The organism is Desulfosarcina sp., from assembly GCF_055467485.1.
Genome location: NZ_JBUOIV010000010.1, coordinates 38,248 through 54,431, shown reverse-complemented (window position 1 = coordinate 54,431; position 16,184 = coordinate 38,248). Strand labels below are relative to the sequence as shown.

The 16,184-nt window shown below is 57.6% G+C and carries 10 protein-coding genes; 3 read left to right on the top strand and 7 right to left on the bottom strand.

What is annotated here, in order from left to right:
* Nucleotides 1–34: 34 nt before the first annotated feature.
* Nucleotides 35–1,156: a DNA-methyltransferase gene (locus ACZCED_RS07150; protein WP_462969650.1), complete on the bottom strand. Its 1,122-nt coding sequence runs from the start codon at nucleotides 1,154–1,156 to the stop codon at nucleotides 35–37.
* A gap of 534 nt (nucleotides 1,157–1,690) precedes the next feature.
* Between ACZCED_RS07150 and serA the strand changes: the two genes are divergently transcribed.
* Nucleotides 1,691–3,271, top strand: coding sequence for a phosphoglycerate dehydrogenase (gene serA / locus ACZCED_RS07145; RefSeq protein ID WP_464860525.1), 1,581 nt, complete (start codon nucleotides 1,691–1,693; stop codon nucleotides 3,269–3,271).
* Nucleotides 3,272–3,394: 123 nt separating this feature from the next.
* On the opposite strand, the gene ACZCED_RS07140 is transcribed toward serA, so the two are convergent.
* Together ACZCED_RS07140 and ACZCED_RS07135 are read right to left on the bottom strand one after the other, a co-directional pair.
* Nucleotides 3,395–4,108, bottom strand: coding sequence for a fumarylacetoacetate hydrolase family protein (locus ACZCED_RS07140; RefSeq protein ID WP_464860501.1), 714 nt, complete (start codon nucleotides 4,106–4,108; stop codon nucleotides 3,395–3,397).
* The gene (locus ACZCED_RS07135; RefSeq protein ID WP_464860500.1) at nucleotides 4,105–10,194 is read right to left on the bottom strand and encodes an SDR family NAD(P)-dependent oxidoreductase; all 6,090 of its coding nucleotides are present in this window, start codon (nucleotides 10,192–10,194) and stop codon (nucleotides 4,105–4,107) included. Before ACZCED_RS07135 ends, ACZCED_RS07140 begins: the two co-directional genes overlap by 4 nt.
* A 197-nt stretch (nucleotides 10,195–10,391) precedes the next feature.
* On the opposite strand from ACZCED_RS07135, the gene ACZCED_RS07130 reads away from it, so the two are divergent.
* The gene (locus ACZCED_RS07130; RefSeq protein WP_464860499.1) at nucleotides 10,392–10,967 is read left to right on the top strand and encodes a hypothetical protein; all 576 of its coding nucleotides are present in this window, start codon (nucleotides 10,392–10,394) and stop codon (nucleotides 10,965–10,967) included.
* Here ACZCED_RS07130 and ACZCED_RS07125 read toward each other — a convergent pair.
* The 4 genes from ACZCED_RS07125 to ACZCED_RS07110 all read right to left on the bottom strand — a co-directional run bounded on the left by ACZCED_RS07125 (nucleotide 10,939) and on the right by ACZCED_RS07110 (nucleotide 15,609).
* Complete coding sequence (locus tag ACZCED_RS07125) at nucleotides 10,939–12,615, bottom strand: PfaD family polyunsaturated fatty acid/polyketide biosynthesis protein (protein WP_464860498.1); 1,677 nt, start codon at nucleotides 12,613–12,615, stop codon at nucleotides 10,939–10,941. The genes ACZCED_RS07130 and ACZCED_RS07125 overlap by 29 nt on opposite strands.
* A gap of 132 nt (nucleotides 12,616–12,747) precedes the next feature.
* Complete coding sequence (locus ACZCED_RS07120; protein ID WP_462969645.1) at nucleotides 12,748–13,572, bottom strand: HD domain-containing protein; 825 nt, start codon at nucleotides 13,570–13,572, stop codon at nucleotides 12,748–12,750.
* Between the two features lie 9 nt (nucleotides 13,573–13,581).
* The gene (gene xerD, locus ACZCED_RS07115) at nucleotides 13,582–14,487 is read right to left on the bottom strand and encodes a site-specific tyrosine recombinase XerD (RefSeq protein ID WP_462969644.1); all 906 of its coding nucleotides are present in this window, start codon (nucleotides 14,485–14,487) and stop codon (nucleotides 13,582–13,584) included.
* A 3-nt stretch (nucleotides 14,488–14,490) separates the two neighbouring features.
* Complete coding sequence (locus tag ACZCED_RS07110) at nucleotides 14,491–15,609, bottom strand: M24 family metallopeptidase (RefSeq protein WP_464860497.1); 1,119 nt, start codon at nucleotides 15,607–15,609, stop codon at nucleotides 14,491–14,493.
* Nucleotides 15,610–15,782: 173 nt separating this feature from the next.
* On the opposite strand from ACZCED_RS07110, the gene ACZCED_RS07105 reads away from it, so the two are divergent.
* Nucleotides 15,783–16,166, top strand: a complete 384-nt coding sequence (locus ACZCED_RS07105) for a thioesterase, FlK family (RefSeq protein ID WP_464860496.1) — start codon at nucleotides 15,783–15,785, stop codon at nucleotides 16,164–16,166.
* Nucleotides 16,167–16,184: the final 18 nt, after the last annotated feature.

Sequence of the window (16,184 nt, the reverse complement as noted above, 5' to 3'; positions counted from 1 at the left end):
AATCAGGTTTTTAGTCGGCCTGCAACGTCAAGGGTCAATCAAACAGCTGCATTTGACCGGTTCTTTCCGGACGCGTTTTCGCAGGAACGGCGGCGGGTTCGCCGGTGGCCGAGAACACCGGGATCATGTAGGATACACTGAAGTGGTTTTGCGCGGTTTCGTTTACCGTTTTGGGCATGGGAACGATCAGTTCAGTTTCCTGGCGGGTCATCACCGGGAATCCGTAGGCCCGATTGGTGTATTTGATGGCGCCGCCTGCTGCCTGGCGGTCACGGACGAATTTCAGGTGGCCGTCGAAGCGTTCGCCGATTCGTCGATGAGCCTGTTCGACGGCCTGCCCGAAGCCGCTGCGGATCAACGGCTGCAGGCTTTTGTCCAGTTCGTAGCCCACACTGTGGCGTGCCGTGGCGACGGCGGCAGACAAGGTGGTCCCGGTGCCAACAAACGGGTCCAGCACGGTGTCGCCCATGACGGAAAACATGCATATCAGGCGATAGGCCAACTCATAGGGGTAGGCGCCGCTGCGCTGCCGGAGTTGTTTATCTGCGTTTTTCTGCCTGACCCCCTTCAGATCCATCCAGACATCGGAGAACCACTGGTTGCGCTCTTCCCAGAAAAAAGCGCTCTGGCGCCGGTTGGTTTTCTCTTCCTCGGTCGTAAACAGCCGTTTGCCGCCTTTACGGCATATCAGGATGGTCTCGTGCTCCAGGGTTACATAAGCGCCGGGCGGCATCATGCCCGATCCCATGAATTTGTTTGGCGCGTTGGTCTGCTTGCGCCACAGGATGTTAGGCAGGTTGGTAAAGCCCAATTTGAGCATGTGCGCCAGGATGCGGCTGTGATTGGGGTAAAGGGCGAATTCGCCGTCAATCGTCCGGGTGGCGTCCCCGATGTTGATGCAGGCGATACCGCCGGGAACCAGGATCCGGTGTAGTTCATCCCAGACCCTGTCCAAGTGACGGTGCATCAGTTCGAATGCTTTCATGCCGCTCCGGACCTGCAGCGCCCTGTGGATGGCGGCATGCTCACAGAACAACGCGTCCCACATCTCGATCATCGGGTAGGGTGGAGAGGTCACCACCAGGTGTACGCTTTGCGACGCGACGTCGGACATGTTGGATGCATCGGCAAACCGGATGCGGTGTTCGGATATCATCTGTAATCAAGTTCCTTCCTCCTGGGCTTCTTTTCATGAAATGAGTCGTTTTTCAATACGAAGCCCAGTCTGTTTCGAAAATAAGGGGGCCACTCTTTCCAAGGGCGGATCTTTTGTTCTGTCTTTTTCATTTCCAGTGTTCGATGCATAAAAACTGATGAAATCATCAATATTAATGGCAACGTGTTCCAAAATAAGAAATATATCTATCTTAATATCTGAAAATAAATGAAATATCAAAATGATGGAAAATGCAAAACTTGCCTTGTGCCTTGACTTTCCCTGAAAAATCTAAGAAACATACCCCTCGTGCCGTCCCAAACGGCGTGGGGCGTCAAGCCCTGCTCGACCGACCCATTCCCTTAATGATTGACAATCAGTCGAGTCGGTTTTTCGAAAACCAACCGGGTTTAATCCGTCGCTGATGAAAAGCGGCCTCTGGTCGATCGGAATCGTTGAACCGGGCTCTGCTTGTTTTTGTTTATAGAAACGGATAGGGACACAATCTGCAGAAAAAGGAGGAGCAAACAGATGATCAAGGTGCTTGTCAGCGATGCGCTCGGCGACGCGGGAATTCAGATATTTCGCGAAACCGAGGGCATCGAAGTTGACGTAAATACGGGGCTGACCCCTCAGGCGCTCAAGGAGACCATCGGTGACTACGACGCACTGGTGATTCGCAGTGCCACGCGGGTGACCGAGGAGATACTCGAAGCCGGCAAGAAACTGAAAGTCGTCGGGCGCGCCGGCATCGGTCTGGACAATGTGGATATTCCCGCCGCCACCAAACGGGGTGTCGTCGTCATGAATACCCCCACGGGCAACGTGGTGACCACAGCCGAACATGCCATTGCCATGATGATGGCCCTGACCCGGAACATCCCCCAGGGCACCCTGTCGCTGAAGGCCGGGCGCTGGGACAAGAAAACGCTGCAGGGGCGGGAGGTGTTCAACAAGACTCTGGGGGTCGTCGGTTTCGGCAAAATCGGTTCAATCGTGGCTGACCGGGCCAAAGGGCTCAGGATGAAGGTGGTGGTCTACGACCCCTTTGTGACGCCCGAGCAGATCGAAAAATCCGGTTTCGAAAGTGTGACCCTGGATGAACTCTACCAGCGATCCGATTACATTTCGATTCATGTGCCCAAACTCAAGGAAACCACCGGCCTGCTGAACAAGGCGGCTTTTGAAAAAATGAAAGACGGTGTGATGATCATGAACTGCGCCAGGGGCGGCATCGTCAACGAGGAGGATCTGCAGGCGGCCATAACATCCGGAAAGGTCGCCGGTGCCGCACTGGATGTATTCGAAATCGAACCTCCCGGCGAATGCCGGCTGTTTGAACTGGATCGGATCATCTGTACGCCCCATCTGGGCGCATCCACCCAGGAGGCCCAGACCAATGTGGCCGTGGCCGTGGCCCAGCAGATCATCGACTACCTGATCAACGGCACCATCGTCAACGCAGTCAATGTACCGTCTGTGACCGGGGACCTTTTACAGAAAATCGGTCCTTACATGGCGGTGGGCGATCGAATGGGGTGTTTGCAGGCCCAGCTGGCAGCCGGACCGGTAAAGGCGGTGACCATTGAATACACCGGCGATTTTAAAGGGATGGACATGGCGCCGGTATCCACCGCGATCCTCCAGGGACTGCTTACGCCCATGGTCAAGCATGCCGTCAACTTCGTCAACGCAACGCTTGTGGCCGAAGAGATGGGCATAAAAATTGTCGAATCGACCACATCGGAAACCGAAGACTACACCCACTTGATTACGCTGCGGGTGAGCACGGACGCCGGTGAGAACCTGGTTGCCGGCACCATCATCGGCAGAAGCGACATCAAGGTGGTGAAGATTAATAATTTCCGCCTGGAACTGGTGCCCGAAGGGCATATCCTGTTGATTTACAATCAGGATCGGCCAGGGGCAATCGGCGGTATCGGGACCACCCTGGGCCGGCACAACATCAATATCGGGCGGATGCACGTGGGGCAGGAAAAAGACGGTGATCGCAATATCATATTTCTGCAGACCGATACCCCGGTTCCTCCCGATGTGCTCGATGAGCTGCGTTCGGCGGAGATGGTCAGTTCCGTGACGTCGCTGGAGTTGTGATTGTCCGGTTCAGCTCCTGTTTTTGATGCGGGTGGTGATCGGTGGTCACATACAACAAATGGGCGGGGGTTCCCGCCCATTTGTTGCCCTCCGGCATTCTCGTTTTGTTTTGGAATCCAGGCTTCAGGCCGTCTGATCGATAACGGTGTTTTTCAATACACCGACATGTTCGATCTCCACTTCGATGGTGTCGCCATGGCTCAGGGGCCCAACGCCTGCCGGGGTGCCGGTGAGGATGATGTCGCCGGGCATCAGGGTGAAGTTTTTGGAGACGAAGGCGATGATCTCGGGAATCGGGAATATCATCTGGCGGGTATTGCCTTGCTGAACCGTCGTCCCGTTGAGCCGGCAGCAGATGTCCAGATGTTGCGGGTCGGGCAGGTCCCGGGCCAGCACGACCTGCGGGCCGATGGGCCCGAAGGTGTCGAAGGATTTGCCCCGGTACCATCCGGTGCGGTCACCGTTCTGGATATTCCGCTGACTGACGTCGTTCATACAGGTGTAGCCGAAAATATGACCCATGGCATCGGCGGCAGGTACATCCTTGCACCGGGTGCCGATGATCAACGCCAGTTCCGCCTCGTAATCGGTCCGCAGGGTGTTGAATCCGTATTCCTTTAAAAACTGTGGAATGATGATGGCTTGATCCGGCCCGACCAGCACGTTGGGTGTTTTGGGAAAAAGCAGGGGTTCGGTGGGTACCTCGTCGGTGAACCCCCTGACTTTCAGGGTCGCGTTTTCGGCGATGTGGGCTCGATAGTTCAATCCCAGGGCAATCAGCTTGGTCGGATTGACGGTATAGGTGTCACTACGGTTTTTAACCGGTAGTTTGATCATTGAATACGCTCAGTAAAAAAGGATGTTAATACGTTTTCTTTAAAGGCGTGGATGAGCGACCCATCCACGATGGCCTCGTAGCCGTTCAGGGTGGCAACCACCTGTCTATCGTCGTCCAGAAAGGTGAAATCGGCAATCATCTTGCGGTGGCCGGCAGCGGTCACTGTCATCACCGCCGTCACACCAGATGCCGGAAAGGTCGGCCGATACTGGCGATAGGCGCGGGCATAGCTGGGCAGGCAGACTTTTCCGGACTGCTCGAAACACCAGACGATGGCCATCTGGAAGGCGCCGTCCAAGACCATGGGGTCGGCCATCCAGCACCCCTGGATGGGATCCTGCATCCACGCCTCGGGTTTCGGCGCACCGATCAGCCGGGCCGACATGCCATGGTCGGAATAGTCGTCAATGGATTTGATTGCCCGCAGGTGGTCGCCGTGAAAAAGGATCGGCCCATAAATGGCATCCAGATCGCGGGGGTAGGCGCGACTGCCGTTCTTGCCGTTGCCGGAATAGATCGGGGCGGTGGGAAACCGGTCAACCAGCAGTGCGCGGGCTCGGGTATGGATCACATCCTTGCCGTTCTTGACGCCGTTTCTCAGTTCTACGTCCACATGCACCGCATTGCCGGTTTTTCTGGCCTTGCCGGCCATGAGACGGACCAGTTTTTTTTCCTGTTCGATGCGGATACCGCTGAGCAGGCGCAAATCGTCGAAGCCGTGCAGGGAATAGCCCGGATTCTCCTTGAGCGCACCATGGCCGATCCACTCGGTGATCAGGGCAAAGGGCACCACCGGTCTGCCGCCGATAACATGCGAGGCAAGTACCGGGTAGCGCTGAAGATCCAATTCACGGCGTTCGAGAAGTGCCATGGGTGAGTCGGGGTGTTCGGCCGATCCGTCGTCTGCCCTGCCGGCCAGCATGCTGCCGATGAGGACTTCCACCGGGCCTGGATCGGCATTGCTCATTTCAGCCGTCAACAGGCGCGCACCGGTTTCAACGGGAATCAGCTCGATGTTTCTCGTGCCAAAGGCTTTTTTGAGGGCTGGCGTCACCATGCCGCCGTCCCACGGCCCCCAGTTGATGGCGGTAACCCGGCAGGCGGGATGGTCCAGAGCCTTCGCCCGGGCCATCTTGTTGAGCGCTTCGTTGGCCATGGCATAGTCGCACTGGCCGATGTTGCCTGTACGGGCGCTGACCGATGAAAACAGGACCAGGTGGCGCAGGTTGTCCGATCCGGTGACGGACAGCAGATTTTTTAACCCATCCACCTTGGTGGCGTAGACCTGCCGGAACTGCCCGACGGTTTTGTCCACGATCAGTCGATCGTGGAGTACGCCGGCGCCATGGATCAGTCCGGTGATGGGGCCCAGCCGTTTTTCAATGGCGTCGACCGTCTTGCGCAGGCTCTCCCGATCGGTAACGTCTGCTCGGAAATAGCCGGCGTTGGCTCCCGAGGCGTTGAGCGCGTCGAGGGTCCGGGTGATGGAGAGATTGGCCGCATGACTCCGATAGGCCTCTTCCAGCTTTTGCGGTGTAGGCGTGGAGGCAGCAAACGCGTTGTCGAGAATGGCTTTTTTCATCGCCGCTTCGTCGTGGATCCCCGCGAGCCAATCGGGGACCTTAAACGGCGGCGCCGATCGACCGATCAGGGCGACGGATGCACCGGTAGCCTTGGCCAGGTAAAGGGCGCAACCGGCCGTCACACCGCGGGCGCCGCCGGTAATGACAATTACATCTTTGTCATCCAGGAGGAGCGGACCTTCCGCAATTGGGGCGGGAACCGGCTCCAACGTCACCCGGCCACCGGGGCGCAGACCGATCTCCACCGGATCGTGGTCGAAGACTTCCAGGAGTTCCGAAACGACCTGGTGTGCAGCGGCATCCGGGTCTGAAAAATCAGGGGACAGGTCAATGGCCCGGCAGATGACCGAATCCCATTCAAGGGCGGCAGTCTTGACCAGGCCCGCCAGGGCGCCCTGTTCGGGATTGTCGAAGGCGTTTCCCGTAAAACCGAAGGCGCCGTCCATGCAGGTGGCCGTTGCAAACAGGGCATCCCCGTGTGCCGACGCGTCAGATAGTTCCCCAGCAGTGTGCTTCGCTGCCAGAAAAGCGGTTTCCGGATCGGTCGAACCGCAAATGATCAAACCCGCCGCCCCGGCAAATCCCGCTGGGCTGTCGACTGAATCCAAGGCAAGCAGACGGGCTTCTATTTTCCTGTCAGCCAAGGCCGTGACCATGGATTGCGCCAGGGGATCGCTGTCGCTCAGGACGCCTATCCAGCGACCCGGTTCGAAACGAATCACTCGACCCGGCTTTTTCGAAGACGCGACGACGTCGATGATCTGACGGGGTATCTCCTCTGCCTGTTCTGCGTGCGTCGATACCGGCTGTATCGGTGAAGATGCGCAGTCGGTGCTTGTCGGTTGGCTGCCGCCGGCCGACAGGAAATCACAGATCTGGCCGAGGGTCTTGAGGGTGCCCACCATGTCCGGTGTGACCGGGGGCAGGTGGGGCATGCGCTCTTCCATGGCGGAAAGGATCTCCACCCGCTTGATGGAGTCGATGCCCAGGTCCGCCTCGATGTCCATGTCCATCCCCAGCATGTCGGCGGGATAGCCGGTCAGCTCCGAAACGATGGTGACCAGTGAACTGGCCACATCCTCGCTGGCTGGGTTGGGCGTTGAATGTTGCGACGCCGTTGCCATCGGTAGTTTGGCCGACAGGGAGTCATTTGGTTCAGCGGGAGTAGGCATAACCGACGGATCGGCAACGGCGGCAATGGCTGCCGGCGGCGCTGAGCGCTCTCCCCTTGCAGACGGACGGGGCGAAACCGGTTCCGGATGATCGACCGGGGTCTGGGGGGGCGCAACAGCCGGCAGGGGCATTTCCAGGGCAGCACCCATAAACAACCGGGTGCTCTTGATCATTTCCTGAAGGGTTCGGCTGGCCTGCGCCTGGGTATCCAGAAATTTCTGGTGGGCCTGTGCCGTTTGTTGCTGAAGGGACTGGATCGATGCCAGTCCTTGCTGGACAATGGCCAGTGCCTCGTTCATGTTGGCGGTGGCGGTCGGATTCGTTTTCCGTTCTTGGACCGCCTGGTTCTCGACTGGGCTTTCGGCTACATCTGGATTCATTGGCCTACGGGTATCCATGGGCGTGGGCGCATTGACCACGGTTTGGTTGAGCGGCGTTGCGGGCCGGCTTTCCACTTGAGGGGCAGTGGTCGCTTGCGGTTTGCCGGTTCCCGGTGTCGGGTTCGTCTTACGAGGTGCCCGGTAGTTGGTTCCGGATAGCGGGATGGTCATTTTCTGCGCCCGGACAGCCGGGGCTTCGGCTTCCCATCGGTTCAGGTCGAGGCCCACGCCAAGGGCGGCCAGATGGCCGATGGCGTGGGCCAGATCCATGATGCCGGAGGTTTTTCCGGAGGACTGGTCAAGGGCAATCACCGTGACGTTTTTCTCTTTGAGGGTGGATCGGACGAGTCCGGAAAGCACCCTTTTGGGCCCCACTTCGACGAATGTGCGAACGCCGGCTTCGTAAAGGTGCTCGACCGTTTCTTGAAACCGGACCGATGATGTCATCTGGCGGCCCAGTAAATCGGCACACCGGGACGGGTCGGCCGGGTAGGGTGCCGCCGTTACATTGGCATATACTGGAATTCGGGTGGGGGTGAACCGCTCCTTTGCGGCGGCCGTGTAAAATGGCTGCCGGGCTTTTTCCACGAGCGGGCTGTGAAAGGCGGCCGCGACCGGCAGGGAGATCGACCGGTATCCTCTATCGTCACATCTTGCCTTTGCCTGTTCGATGGCTTGTGTGGTTCCGGAAAGCACGCCCTGGTCGGGGCTGTTCAGGTTGGCCAGCACCACGTCGGGTATCTGATCGGCCAGTTCCTGTAATCGGTCAATGGGTGCGTTTACGGCCAGCATGGTCCCGGCATCGCCGCTGTTGCCGGCATCGGCCATCAGACGCCCGCGGATGACGCTCAAGGTAAAGAGGGTTTCCCGGTTGATCCAGCCGGCTGCATACAATGCCACCAGTTCCCCGTAACTGTGACCGCAGGTCGCATCCGGACGCACATCGAAGTGTGTCAGTGCCGAAAGCATGGCCAGACTGACCGCTCCGATGGCGGGCTGGGCCGCGTCAGTCCGGCGAAGGGCCTCCGCCTGCCGCTGACGATGGTCGTCAGAAAGAGCAGGGCGCGGAAACAGGATCTCCCACAGCGGCTGATCTTGATCAAACTGGTGGTTGGCGGCTTGGACGGCTTCCATGGCACCGGGAAAGCAGCACACCAGATCCCTGCCCATATGGGGATATTGGCTTCCCTGTCCGGGAAACATGAAGACCATTTTCCCGGCAGCGTGCGGTGCCGGATCGTAATAGATGCCCTGACCGGCCAGGAGGGCAGGCTTGCCTTCGGTGACAATCGCCATGGATTGTTGCAGTCGTTCTTTCAGGTCGTTGGCTTCCCAGGCGGTGTCTGCCACCAGGATCAGCCGGTGACGATGGTTGGACGAAAATGCGCTCCGAAGGTGCCTTGCCGTCCGGGACAGCGCGGCGGTGTCGAATGCATCGCCAAGCCGTTCATGAAGCTGGAGAAGCCCGGTGGTGATCGCCGCTGCATCCGGGCCCGAGAAGGCGAGAATTTCTACCGAGCCATCCCAGGCAATCTCTTTTTTGTCCGGCTGATACTCTTCGAGCACCACGTGAAAATTGCTCCCGCCGAATCCAAAGGAACTGATACCGCCACGCCGTGGAGCGCCGTTTGCGGTAAACCAGGGCCTCGGGGCGGTATTGAGGTAAAAGGGGCTGGATTCGATTCCCAGCTTCGGATCGGGTTTGTCCGCCTTGAGCGTGGGTGGGAGAACTTTGTTGTAGAGCGAGAGCGCCGATTTAATCAGCCCGGCCGCGCCGGCCGCCGCTTTGGTGTGGCCGATCATGGACTTTACCGACCCCAGTGCGCAGTGGTTGCCGTTGGGGTTGATTGCGCCGAAGACTTTTTTCAGGGCGGTGAACTCCATCTCGTCCCCCACCCGGGTGCCGGTGCCGTGGGCTTCTACCAGCCCAACCGTTTCAGGCGAAATGCCGGCATTTCGGTACGCCTCGATCAGCGCCCGGGCCTGGCCTTCGGGCCGCGGTGCGTAAATGCTCTGCGATTTTCCGTCGCTGGACGAACCGATGCCTTTGATGACCGCATAGATCCGGTCTGAGTCACGCTCGGCATCCTCGAGGCGCTTTAATACCAGGATGCCGATTCCCTCGCCCAGAACCGTACCGTCGGCATCGGCGGAGAAGGGGCGGGCGTCGCCGCTGTGTGAAAGGACGCCGGTTTTCGAAAAGCACATGTGCATGAAGATATCGTTGATCGTGTCCACACCACCGGTAACCACCATATTGCTTTTTCCGGCCGCCAGTTCCAAAAGCCCCATATGAATGGCGCCCAGGCTGCTGGCACAGGCTGCGTCCACGACGCAGTTGGTCCCGCCGAGATTCAGCCGGTTGCAGATGCGGCCCGCCACCACATTGCCCAACAGTCCAGGGAACGAATTCTCCTGCCAGGGCACATAAGCATCTGAAATGTCATCGATGATGGATGCTTTTTGCTGGTCGCTGAGTCCCTTGTTTTCGAGCGCTTTGCGCCACAAGGGGTGACCCAGGCGTGATCCCAGTGAAATGACCAGTTCCTGGGTGCCGGTAACGCCGAGGATGACCGATGTATGTTCACGGTCGAATTCGCGATCATCGCCATACCCGGCATCTGCCAGGGCCATCTTGGCGGCTACGAGACCCAACAGCTGGGAGGTGTCCGTGGCCTCGAGGGCTGCCGGCGGAATACCGAATTCGGTGGGATCGAAAGGCATCGACGGAAGAAATCCGCCTCGGTTGCAGTAAATATGGTCCGGTTTTTTAGGGTCGGTATCGAAATAATCGTTCAGCTGTCGGTGCGTAGCCGGTGGTTCGGAAATGCAGTCGATGCCGTTGAGCAGGGTCCGCCAATACTCTTTGATATTCCTTGATCGGGCAAACATGCCTCCCATGCCAATGATGGCAACCGGCTGGTGAACTGTTTTCGTTTTCGTAGTCATATTAGTTGGTTTGGAACCAAGTTGAGCCGATTTACTCCATGGGCCGGTGGCGAAAAAACTATTGCGCCTGCAGCGGCCGTTCATTTGCCTGAAAAATCAGACGCTAAATATAATTCATTGAAGCCTAAAAAACAAGGGATTGACACAAGAGTTGTGACTTGTTAGGTAGATATAACAACTAATCAGGTTAAGGGCCTATGATTCATTACTATACCAATCGGGAAATAGCGGAAAAACTTGAGATCAACCTGGCCCGTTGGAAACGCTGGTCCCGATCCTTTCTTCCGCCGGACCCGCTGGGAGGCATGCAATCGGGTTACGCGAGGCAGTATGCTTTCAAAGACCTGTTCAAAGTTTACCTGGGCGGTCATTTGCTGTCCCACCTGAAGCTTTCCGTACCGGACAGCCGGCAGGTGCTCACTGATCTGTCTCCGTGGATGAAAAAAAATGGCTTTTTAGATTTGAATGGCGCTAATGGGGCGGTGGGTGAAAAAAGTGGCCAATCGAATGGATATCGCATCTATTTCTGTCCGGTCAGGGCGGCTGGTGCCAGGAAAGGACCAGGCTTTTGCTATCTCATCCGAAAGACCGTTGGCGTGCAATCCAATCAACTGACCTCCGGTTTGAGAATTACGGAAATCGTTGAAGAGACCATCATCCATGTCGATGCAGCGGACAGTTGTTTTTTTCTTGAAGACCCGTGTGTACGATTGATCAACTTTTCGCCGCTGTTTACCGCGTTAGTCAACCAACTTCAGCACCACCTCCGTTGAAGTCAAGACGGGGCAGGGATGATAACTGCGCATCGGTGAGGGGGGAGACCATCCCCGGCGCAGTTGGCAGATCGACACCCTGGTTTTTCAAGCCGTTCAATCGCAAGATCACGGCGGCGCCGTAGAGGAGATTCAGGGCGACGCTCACTGTTCTGCGGTTTTGCGGCGATTCCAGGACGGATCCTTTGACCCATTCGTTGAAGGCACCCATGGCCGGGCCGCACCAGATCTGATAGTCGATCGCCCGATCCGGTACACCGCTTTTGGCCCAAAGCGATGCCTGCCCGAGATACGAACGGAAAACAAGGGCCATCTTGTGTTTCGGATCCTTTTGCGCCCGCTCAACCTGGACCGGGTCCCGCCGACTGAAAAAGTCCCGTGTGCTTTGCCACTCCTTTTCGAACGTGTTTTTCAGGAAGGTTTCTACCAGCCTGCGCTGGTCTTCCGGCACATCTTCGAACCGGTCGTGGTTCCGATAGATATCGTAGAGCTTGGAACCGCGCATGGAAAACATGGTACCCCGCTTGAGCACCTGAACCTTGACACCCATTTCGAACATGTCCGCCGCCGGTGCCATGATGACATCCGCCTGGCGCGCCTCGGCCAGCATCTTTTTGACCAACGGGGAGGTGTCGGCCTCCACGCAGGATTGATTGACGGAACCGGTCAGAACGTAGGCCGCTCCCATGGCAAAGGCGGCCGCAGCCGATTCAGGGGTGGCGATGCCGCCGGCAAGCCCCACTCGCAGGGGGATGCCGTAGCCGTGCTGCCTGGCCATTTCGTCACGAAGGGCCTTCATGGTGGGAAACAGGCACAGGGCCGGCCGGTTGTCGGTGTGGCCGCCCGAGTCGGCTTCGGCGGTCAGGTCTTGCGCCATGGGTATCTGGCGGGCCAATTCTGCCTGCTCGCTGGTGATCTTTCCCTGTTCTTTGAGGCGTTGAAGGATCTTTTCCGCCGGCGGGGAAAAAAATTTCCGGGCAACCTCTTCGCGGGATACCTTGGCGATGATTCGATTGGGGCAGACGATCTTCCCCCGTTTGTCTCTATGAATGCCGTGGATGCGGTATTGAACCAGGGGCAGCGTCAGGTCCAGATACGCGGATGCCGAGACCAGTCGGACCCCTTTGGACAGGTACAGGTCCACGGTTTTTTGTTCCAGGTCCATATCGTTTGGGCTGTGGATCAGGTTGAAGCCGTAGGGAATACCAGCGAGGTTTTTCTGCAGGGTGTCGATGGCCGATTCGATCTGTTCGGTGGACAGCCCGCCGGCTCCGAAAAACCCGATCATGCCTGCCCGGCCGGCTGCCTCTACCATGGCAGTGGAGGTAATGCCGTTGGCCATGGCCCCGCAGATGTAGGCGAAGGTCAATCCATGCTCCGATTTAAAGCCAGGGTCTCCAAGCGACGCCAGATCAAGGGACGGCAACCATCCCAACAGGGGGTACCCGTCGGTTGCCGGTTGCGCGTGCGTTCCGAGCGTGGCCATGCCATCCTGGGCCACACCCGTCTGGCCGTTCACATCCACCACATAAACGGGTTGTGAAAGATTACACAGGGCTTCGCCACAGGCCTTCTCTCCGGTCCTTGGCAAGTGGTTGTCGGGTTTCCAGAATCCGTGGGGTTTCAAGGGTGTATGGGTGTGGGTCAAGCGGCTGCTCCCTGTTGGTGGACGGCTGTCAATCGGCGGTAAATGTTTTATTGGCAATTTTCAACGCCTGTTCCCTTATCCAAGCCGCCGCTGTCTGTCAACCCGGCCGGAATCAGGAACGATAAACCGCACCTACCCGCCGATGACCTGTTGACATACCGTCGTTCGCGTCCGGTCGGCCGATACCGCTTCGTCCAGGTGGCCGGTGATGACGCCGATGGCCCGGCGCAAGATGGGATGGTCAGGCAATGAACGGGCAATGGCGGCCAGATCTCCTCTTTTTTTTGCCTGGACAGCGGTTTCGGCATAGTACAGACCGAATACCCAGCTAAGCTGGAGCAGTTTGAAATCATTCAGGCTTTTCATGTCCTGGAAGCTGGCCGTGCGCTTTTCAGAGATGGCCTTGACGATCTTTTGGTCCCATGTCGGCAGGTCGGTCAGGTGCTGGACGATGGCTGGTTCGGGTCGTTGGCGATACCGGTAGCAATCGGCAAAGACCTTCCAGATATCCAGTTTGTCGGCATCCCGGATCAATCTCATGAACAACAGGGCGGCCGGTGGCCGGTTGGCGGGCAGGCGCGGAGCGTTGTGAAATCGGATGGCGTCGATGATCGTAGCTTTTTCATCGGCCGGAAGCGTGTCCAGGACGGCGGTTTGATTAAGCACATCGATGCCCACGGCCGCGTGATTGGTCGATTGCCGGTCGTTGAATGTTCGGTAGCGCCGATACTGCTCAAAACGTCCCAGGTCGTGAAACAGGCCGATGGTCTCGGCCAGGCACAGCTGGCCGTCGGTCAGTTCAATGGAACGGCCCAGATGGCAGATGTTGTCGCAAACCCTTGCCGTATGACCGATCTTCAATTCCAGTGGACTGTCTATGGGCCCTTCACCGGTCATGAATGAACGGGTATACGACTCGAACCATTGCTTCAGACGAATTACCTGATCGGGTTGCATGGCCGTTGTTTACCCTCTGGGGTGGTATTTTTTGTGGGCTTCGACCAACTGCCGTTGAGCGACATGGGTGTAAATCTGGGTGGTCGAGATGTCTGCGTGGCCCAGCATCATCTGCACGGCGCGCAGGTCGGCACCCCCTTCCAGCAAATGCGTCGCAAAGGAATGTCTCAGGCTGTGAGGGGAGATTTTTTTCTTTAATTTTGCCTGCCGGGCATACCGGCCAACCAGGTTCCAGAAACTCTGCCGGGTCATGGCCCTGCCCCGCCGGGTGACGAAGAGATCCGCGCTGGAACGGTTTTTCAACAGCAACGGCCGTGATCGGTCTAGATATTCCCGGATGGCGTTCAGGGCCATCCGGCCGACGGGTACCACCCGCTCTTTGGATCCTTTACCGAAAACCCTGACAAATCCTGCCTCCAGGTTGATGCCGGTCATGGCCAACCGGATCAGTTCGGATACGCGCAGGCCGGCTCCGTAAATCAGTTCCAGCATGGCAGCGTCCCGCAATCCTTCTGGCTGGTTCCGGTCCGGAGCATCCAGCAGGGCTTCCACATCGCTGATGGTCAGTACGTCGGGAAGCTGCAATCCGGTTTTGGGCAGGTCTACCTGTTGCGCCGGATCTTTTTCGACGATTTTTTCATTGGTCAGAAATTTAAAAAAACCCCGCAGGCTGACCAGGTGACGGGCACGCGACCGGGCGCTCAACCCCCGGTTTCTAAGGTGAATCAGATAGGCCAGGATCAGTCCCGTGTCGATATGGGAGACGCGATCCGTTTTTTTCTTTTCAAGAAACAGGCCGAATCGCATCAGGTCCGCACTGTAGGCAGCGATGGTCTTTTCGCCCAGGCCTTTTTCCATCACCAGAAAGGTCTGGTACTGATCCATGCGCTGGAGAAAGTCGGATGTGCTGTCCATCGTCTACATCCTTAGCCAGGGATCAAAGGGTGTGGCATCATTGAGAACCTGGGCGTCACTCCCGCGGACCACGACCTGGTTTTCCATGCGGATTCCCCCCCATCCCGGCAGGTAAATGCCCGGCTCCACGGTAACGACCATACCCGCATCCAACCGCTGGTCTTTGATCGGGCTCAATCGAGGACTCTCATGAACCGCCAGGCCGGTGCCGTGACCCAGGCTGTGGCCGAATTTGCCCGTATAGCCGTTTTGATCGATATGGTCCCGGGCGATCTTGTCCACCTGGGTGCCGCTAACGCCGTCCCGGATGGCGGCAATGGCCATTTCCCGAGCCATGACAACCGTGTCGAACACTTTTTTAAAGTGGTCATCCGGCTTACCCATCACCACCGTTCGGGTGGTATCCGAGCAGTACTGGTCCAATCGGGCGCCCCAGTCGAAGAGGATGGGTTCCCCCCGTTCCAGCATGCGGTCCGTGGGCACGGCGTGGGGCATTGCACTGTTGGGACCCGAAGCCACGATAACGGGAAACGACAAATCCTGGGCGCCGGATTCGCGCATCGCCTTTTCCATGGCCCAGGCCACCTGCCTTTCTGTTATGCCTGGTCGGATAGTCCCCAGGACTTGATCGAAGGCTTTTTCAGCCAACTGCAAGGCGTTGGCGATGCGTTGGATTTCGTCTTCAGATTTGATTTGGCGAAGCGCCTCCACCATGTTTTCCGTGGGAACCAATTCGACCGGCGGCTTCCGCTTACCCAGTGCGCCCTGGTAGGCCGAATGATTTTTATGGGAAAGACGCACGCTTTCGAATCCAAGCCGGCGGATGCCTAAGGAGTTGGCAATTGCCGGCAACTCTTTTTCAAGGCCGCTTTTGTAACAGACAATCTCAAATCCGGCTGCCTCTGCCTGGGCCTGCAGCTCATAGCGGCTCCCGGGCACCACCACCCGGGGGGGGCCGGATATCAACACAACACCCCCCCAATCATCGAACTGGGTGTCCTCGCCGGTAAACCCGCTCAGGTAATAGCGGTTCTCCTGGACCGATACCATCAGGGCGTCCAGTTCCTTTTCAGCCAGGTCCTGTCTGATCGTGGTGATGCGCTTCTGAACAATCGAATTCAAAACGACTCCTTTCGTACGATCGTGGCGGGATTCCCACTCGCAAACGATTGACAGCATTACCCCCTTTTTATTATGATTAAAACCTCTTTTCAAGCCACGCCGGCATCAATCAGCTATTTCAATTGCCATTGACCCGGGCAGGTAGGCTGCCTGAAACACTTATGGAGGTATGGATGAACATTGACACCCATCGCCATATCGATCAATCCCTGTGCGGCAAGCCATTATACGTAAATAACGGGAACAGCCAGGTTGAACTCGTGACCACACCGCAAATGGCCGCGGACGAGCAAGGATTGGTCCACGGTGGATTTATCTTCGGTGCCGCGGATTACGCGGCCATGATCGCAGTAAATCATCCCCATGTGGTCTTGGGGGCCTCGGATGTAAAGTTCCTCAAACCCGTGCGGGTGGGTGAGACCGTGCTCGCGCAGGCACAGGTCCAGGAGGTCAAGGGCAAGAAGTACTGGGTTTCCGTGAGCGTGACCAAAGATGGCGTGGAACTTTTTCAGGGCATGTTCACCTGTTTCGTCCTGGACAAGCATGTATTGGAATAACTGCGCCCCGCGATGGTA

Bases quoted from the DNA above. Each gene is read 5' to 3' on its own strand.
- ACZCED_RS07150 (WP_462969650.1), bottom strand. From the start codon at position 1,156: ATGATATCCGAACACCGCATCCGGTTTGCCGATGCATCCAACATGTCC.
- ACZCED_RS07140 (WP_464860501.1), bottom strand. From the start codon at position 4,108: ATGATCAAACTACCGGTTAAAAACCGTAGTGACACCTATACCGTCAAT.
- ACZCED_RS07135 (WP_464860500.1), bottom strand. From the start codon at position 10,194: ATGACTACGAAAACGAAAACAGTTCACCAGCCGGTTGCCATCATTGGC.
- ACZCED_RS07130 (WP_464860499.1), top strand. From the start codon at position 10,392: ATGATTCATTACTATACCAATCGGGAAATAGCGGAAAAACTTGAGATC.
- ACZCED_RS07120 (WP_462969645.1), bottom strand. From the start codon at position 13,572: ATGCAACCCGATCAGGTAATTCGTCTGAAGCAATGGTTCGAGTCGTAT.
- xerD (WP_462969644.1), bottom strand. From the start codon at position 14,487: ATGGACAGCACATCCGACTTTCTCCAGCGCATGGATCAGTACCAGACC.
- ACZCED_RS07105 (WP_464860496.1), top strand. From the start codon at position 15,783: ATGAACATTGACACCCATCGCCATATCGATCAATCCCTGTGCGGCAAG.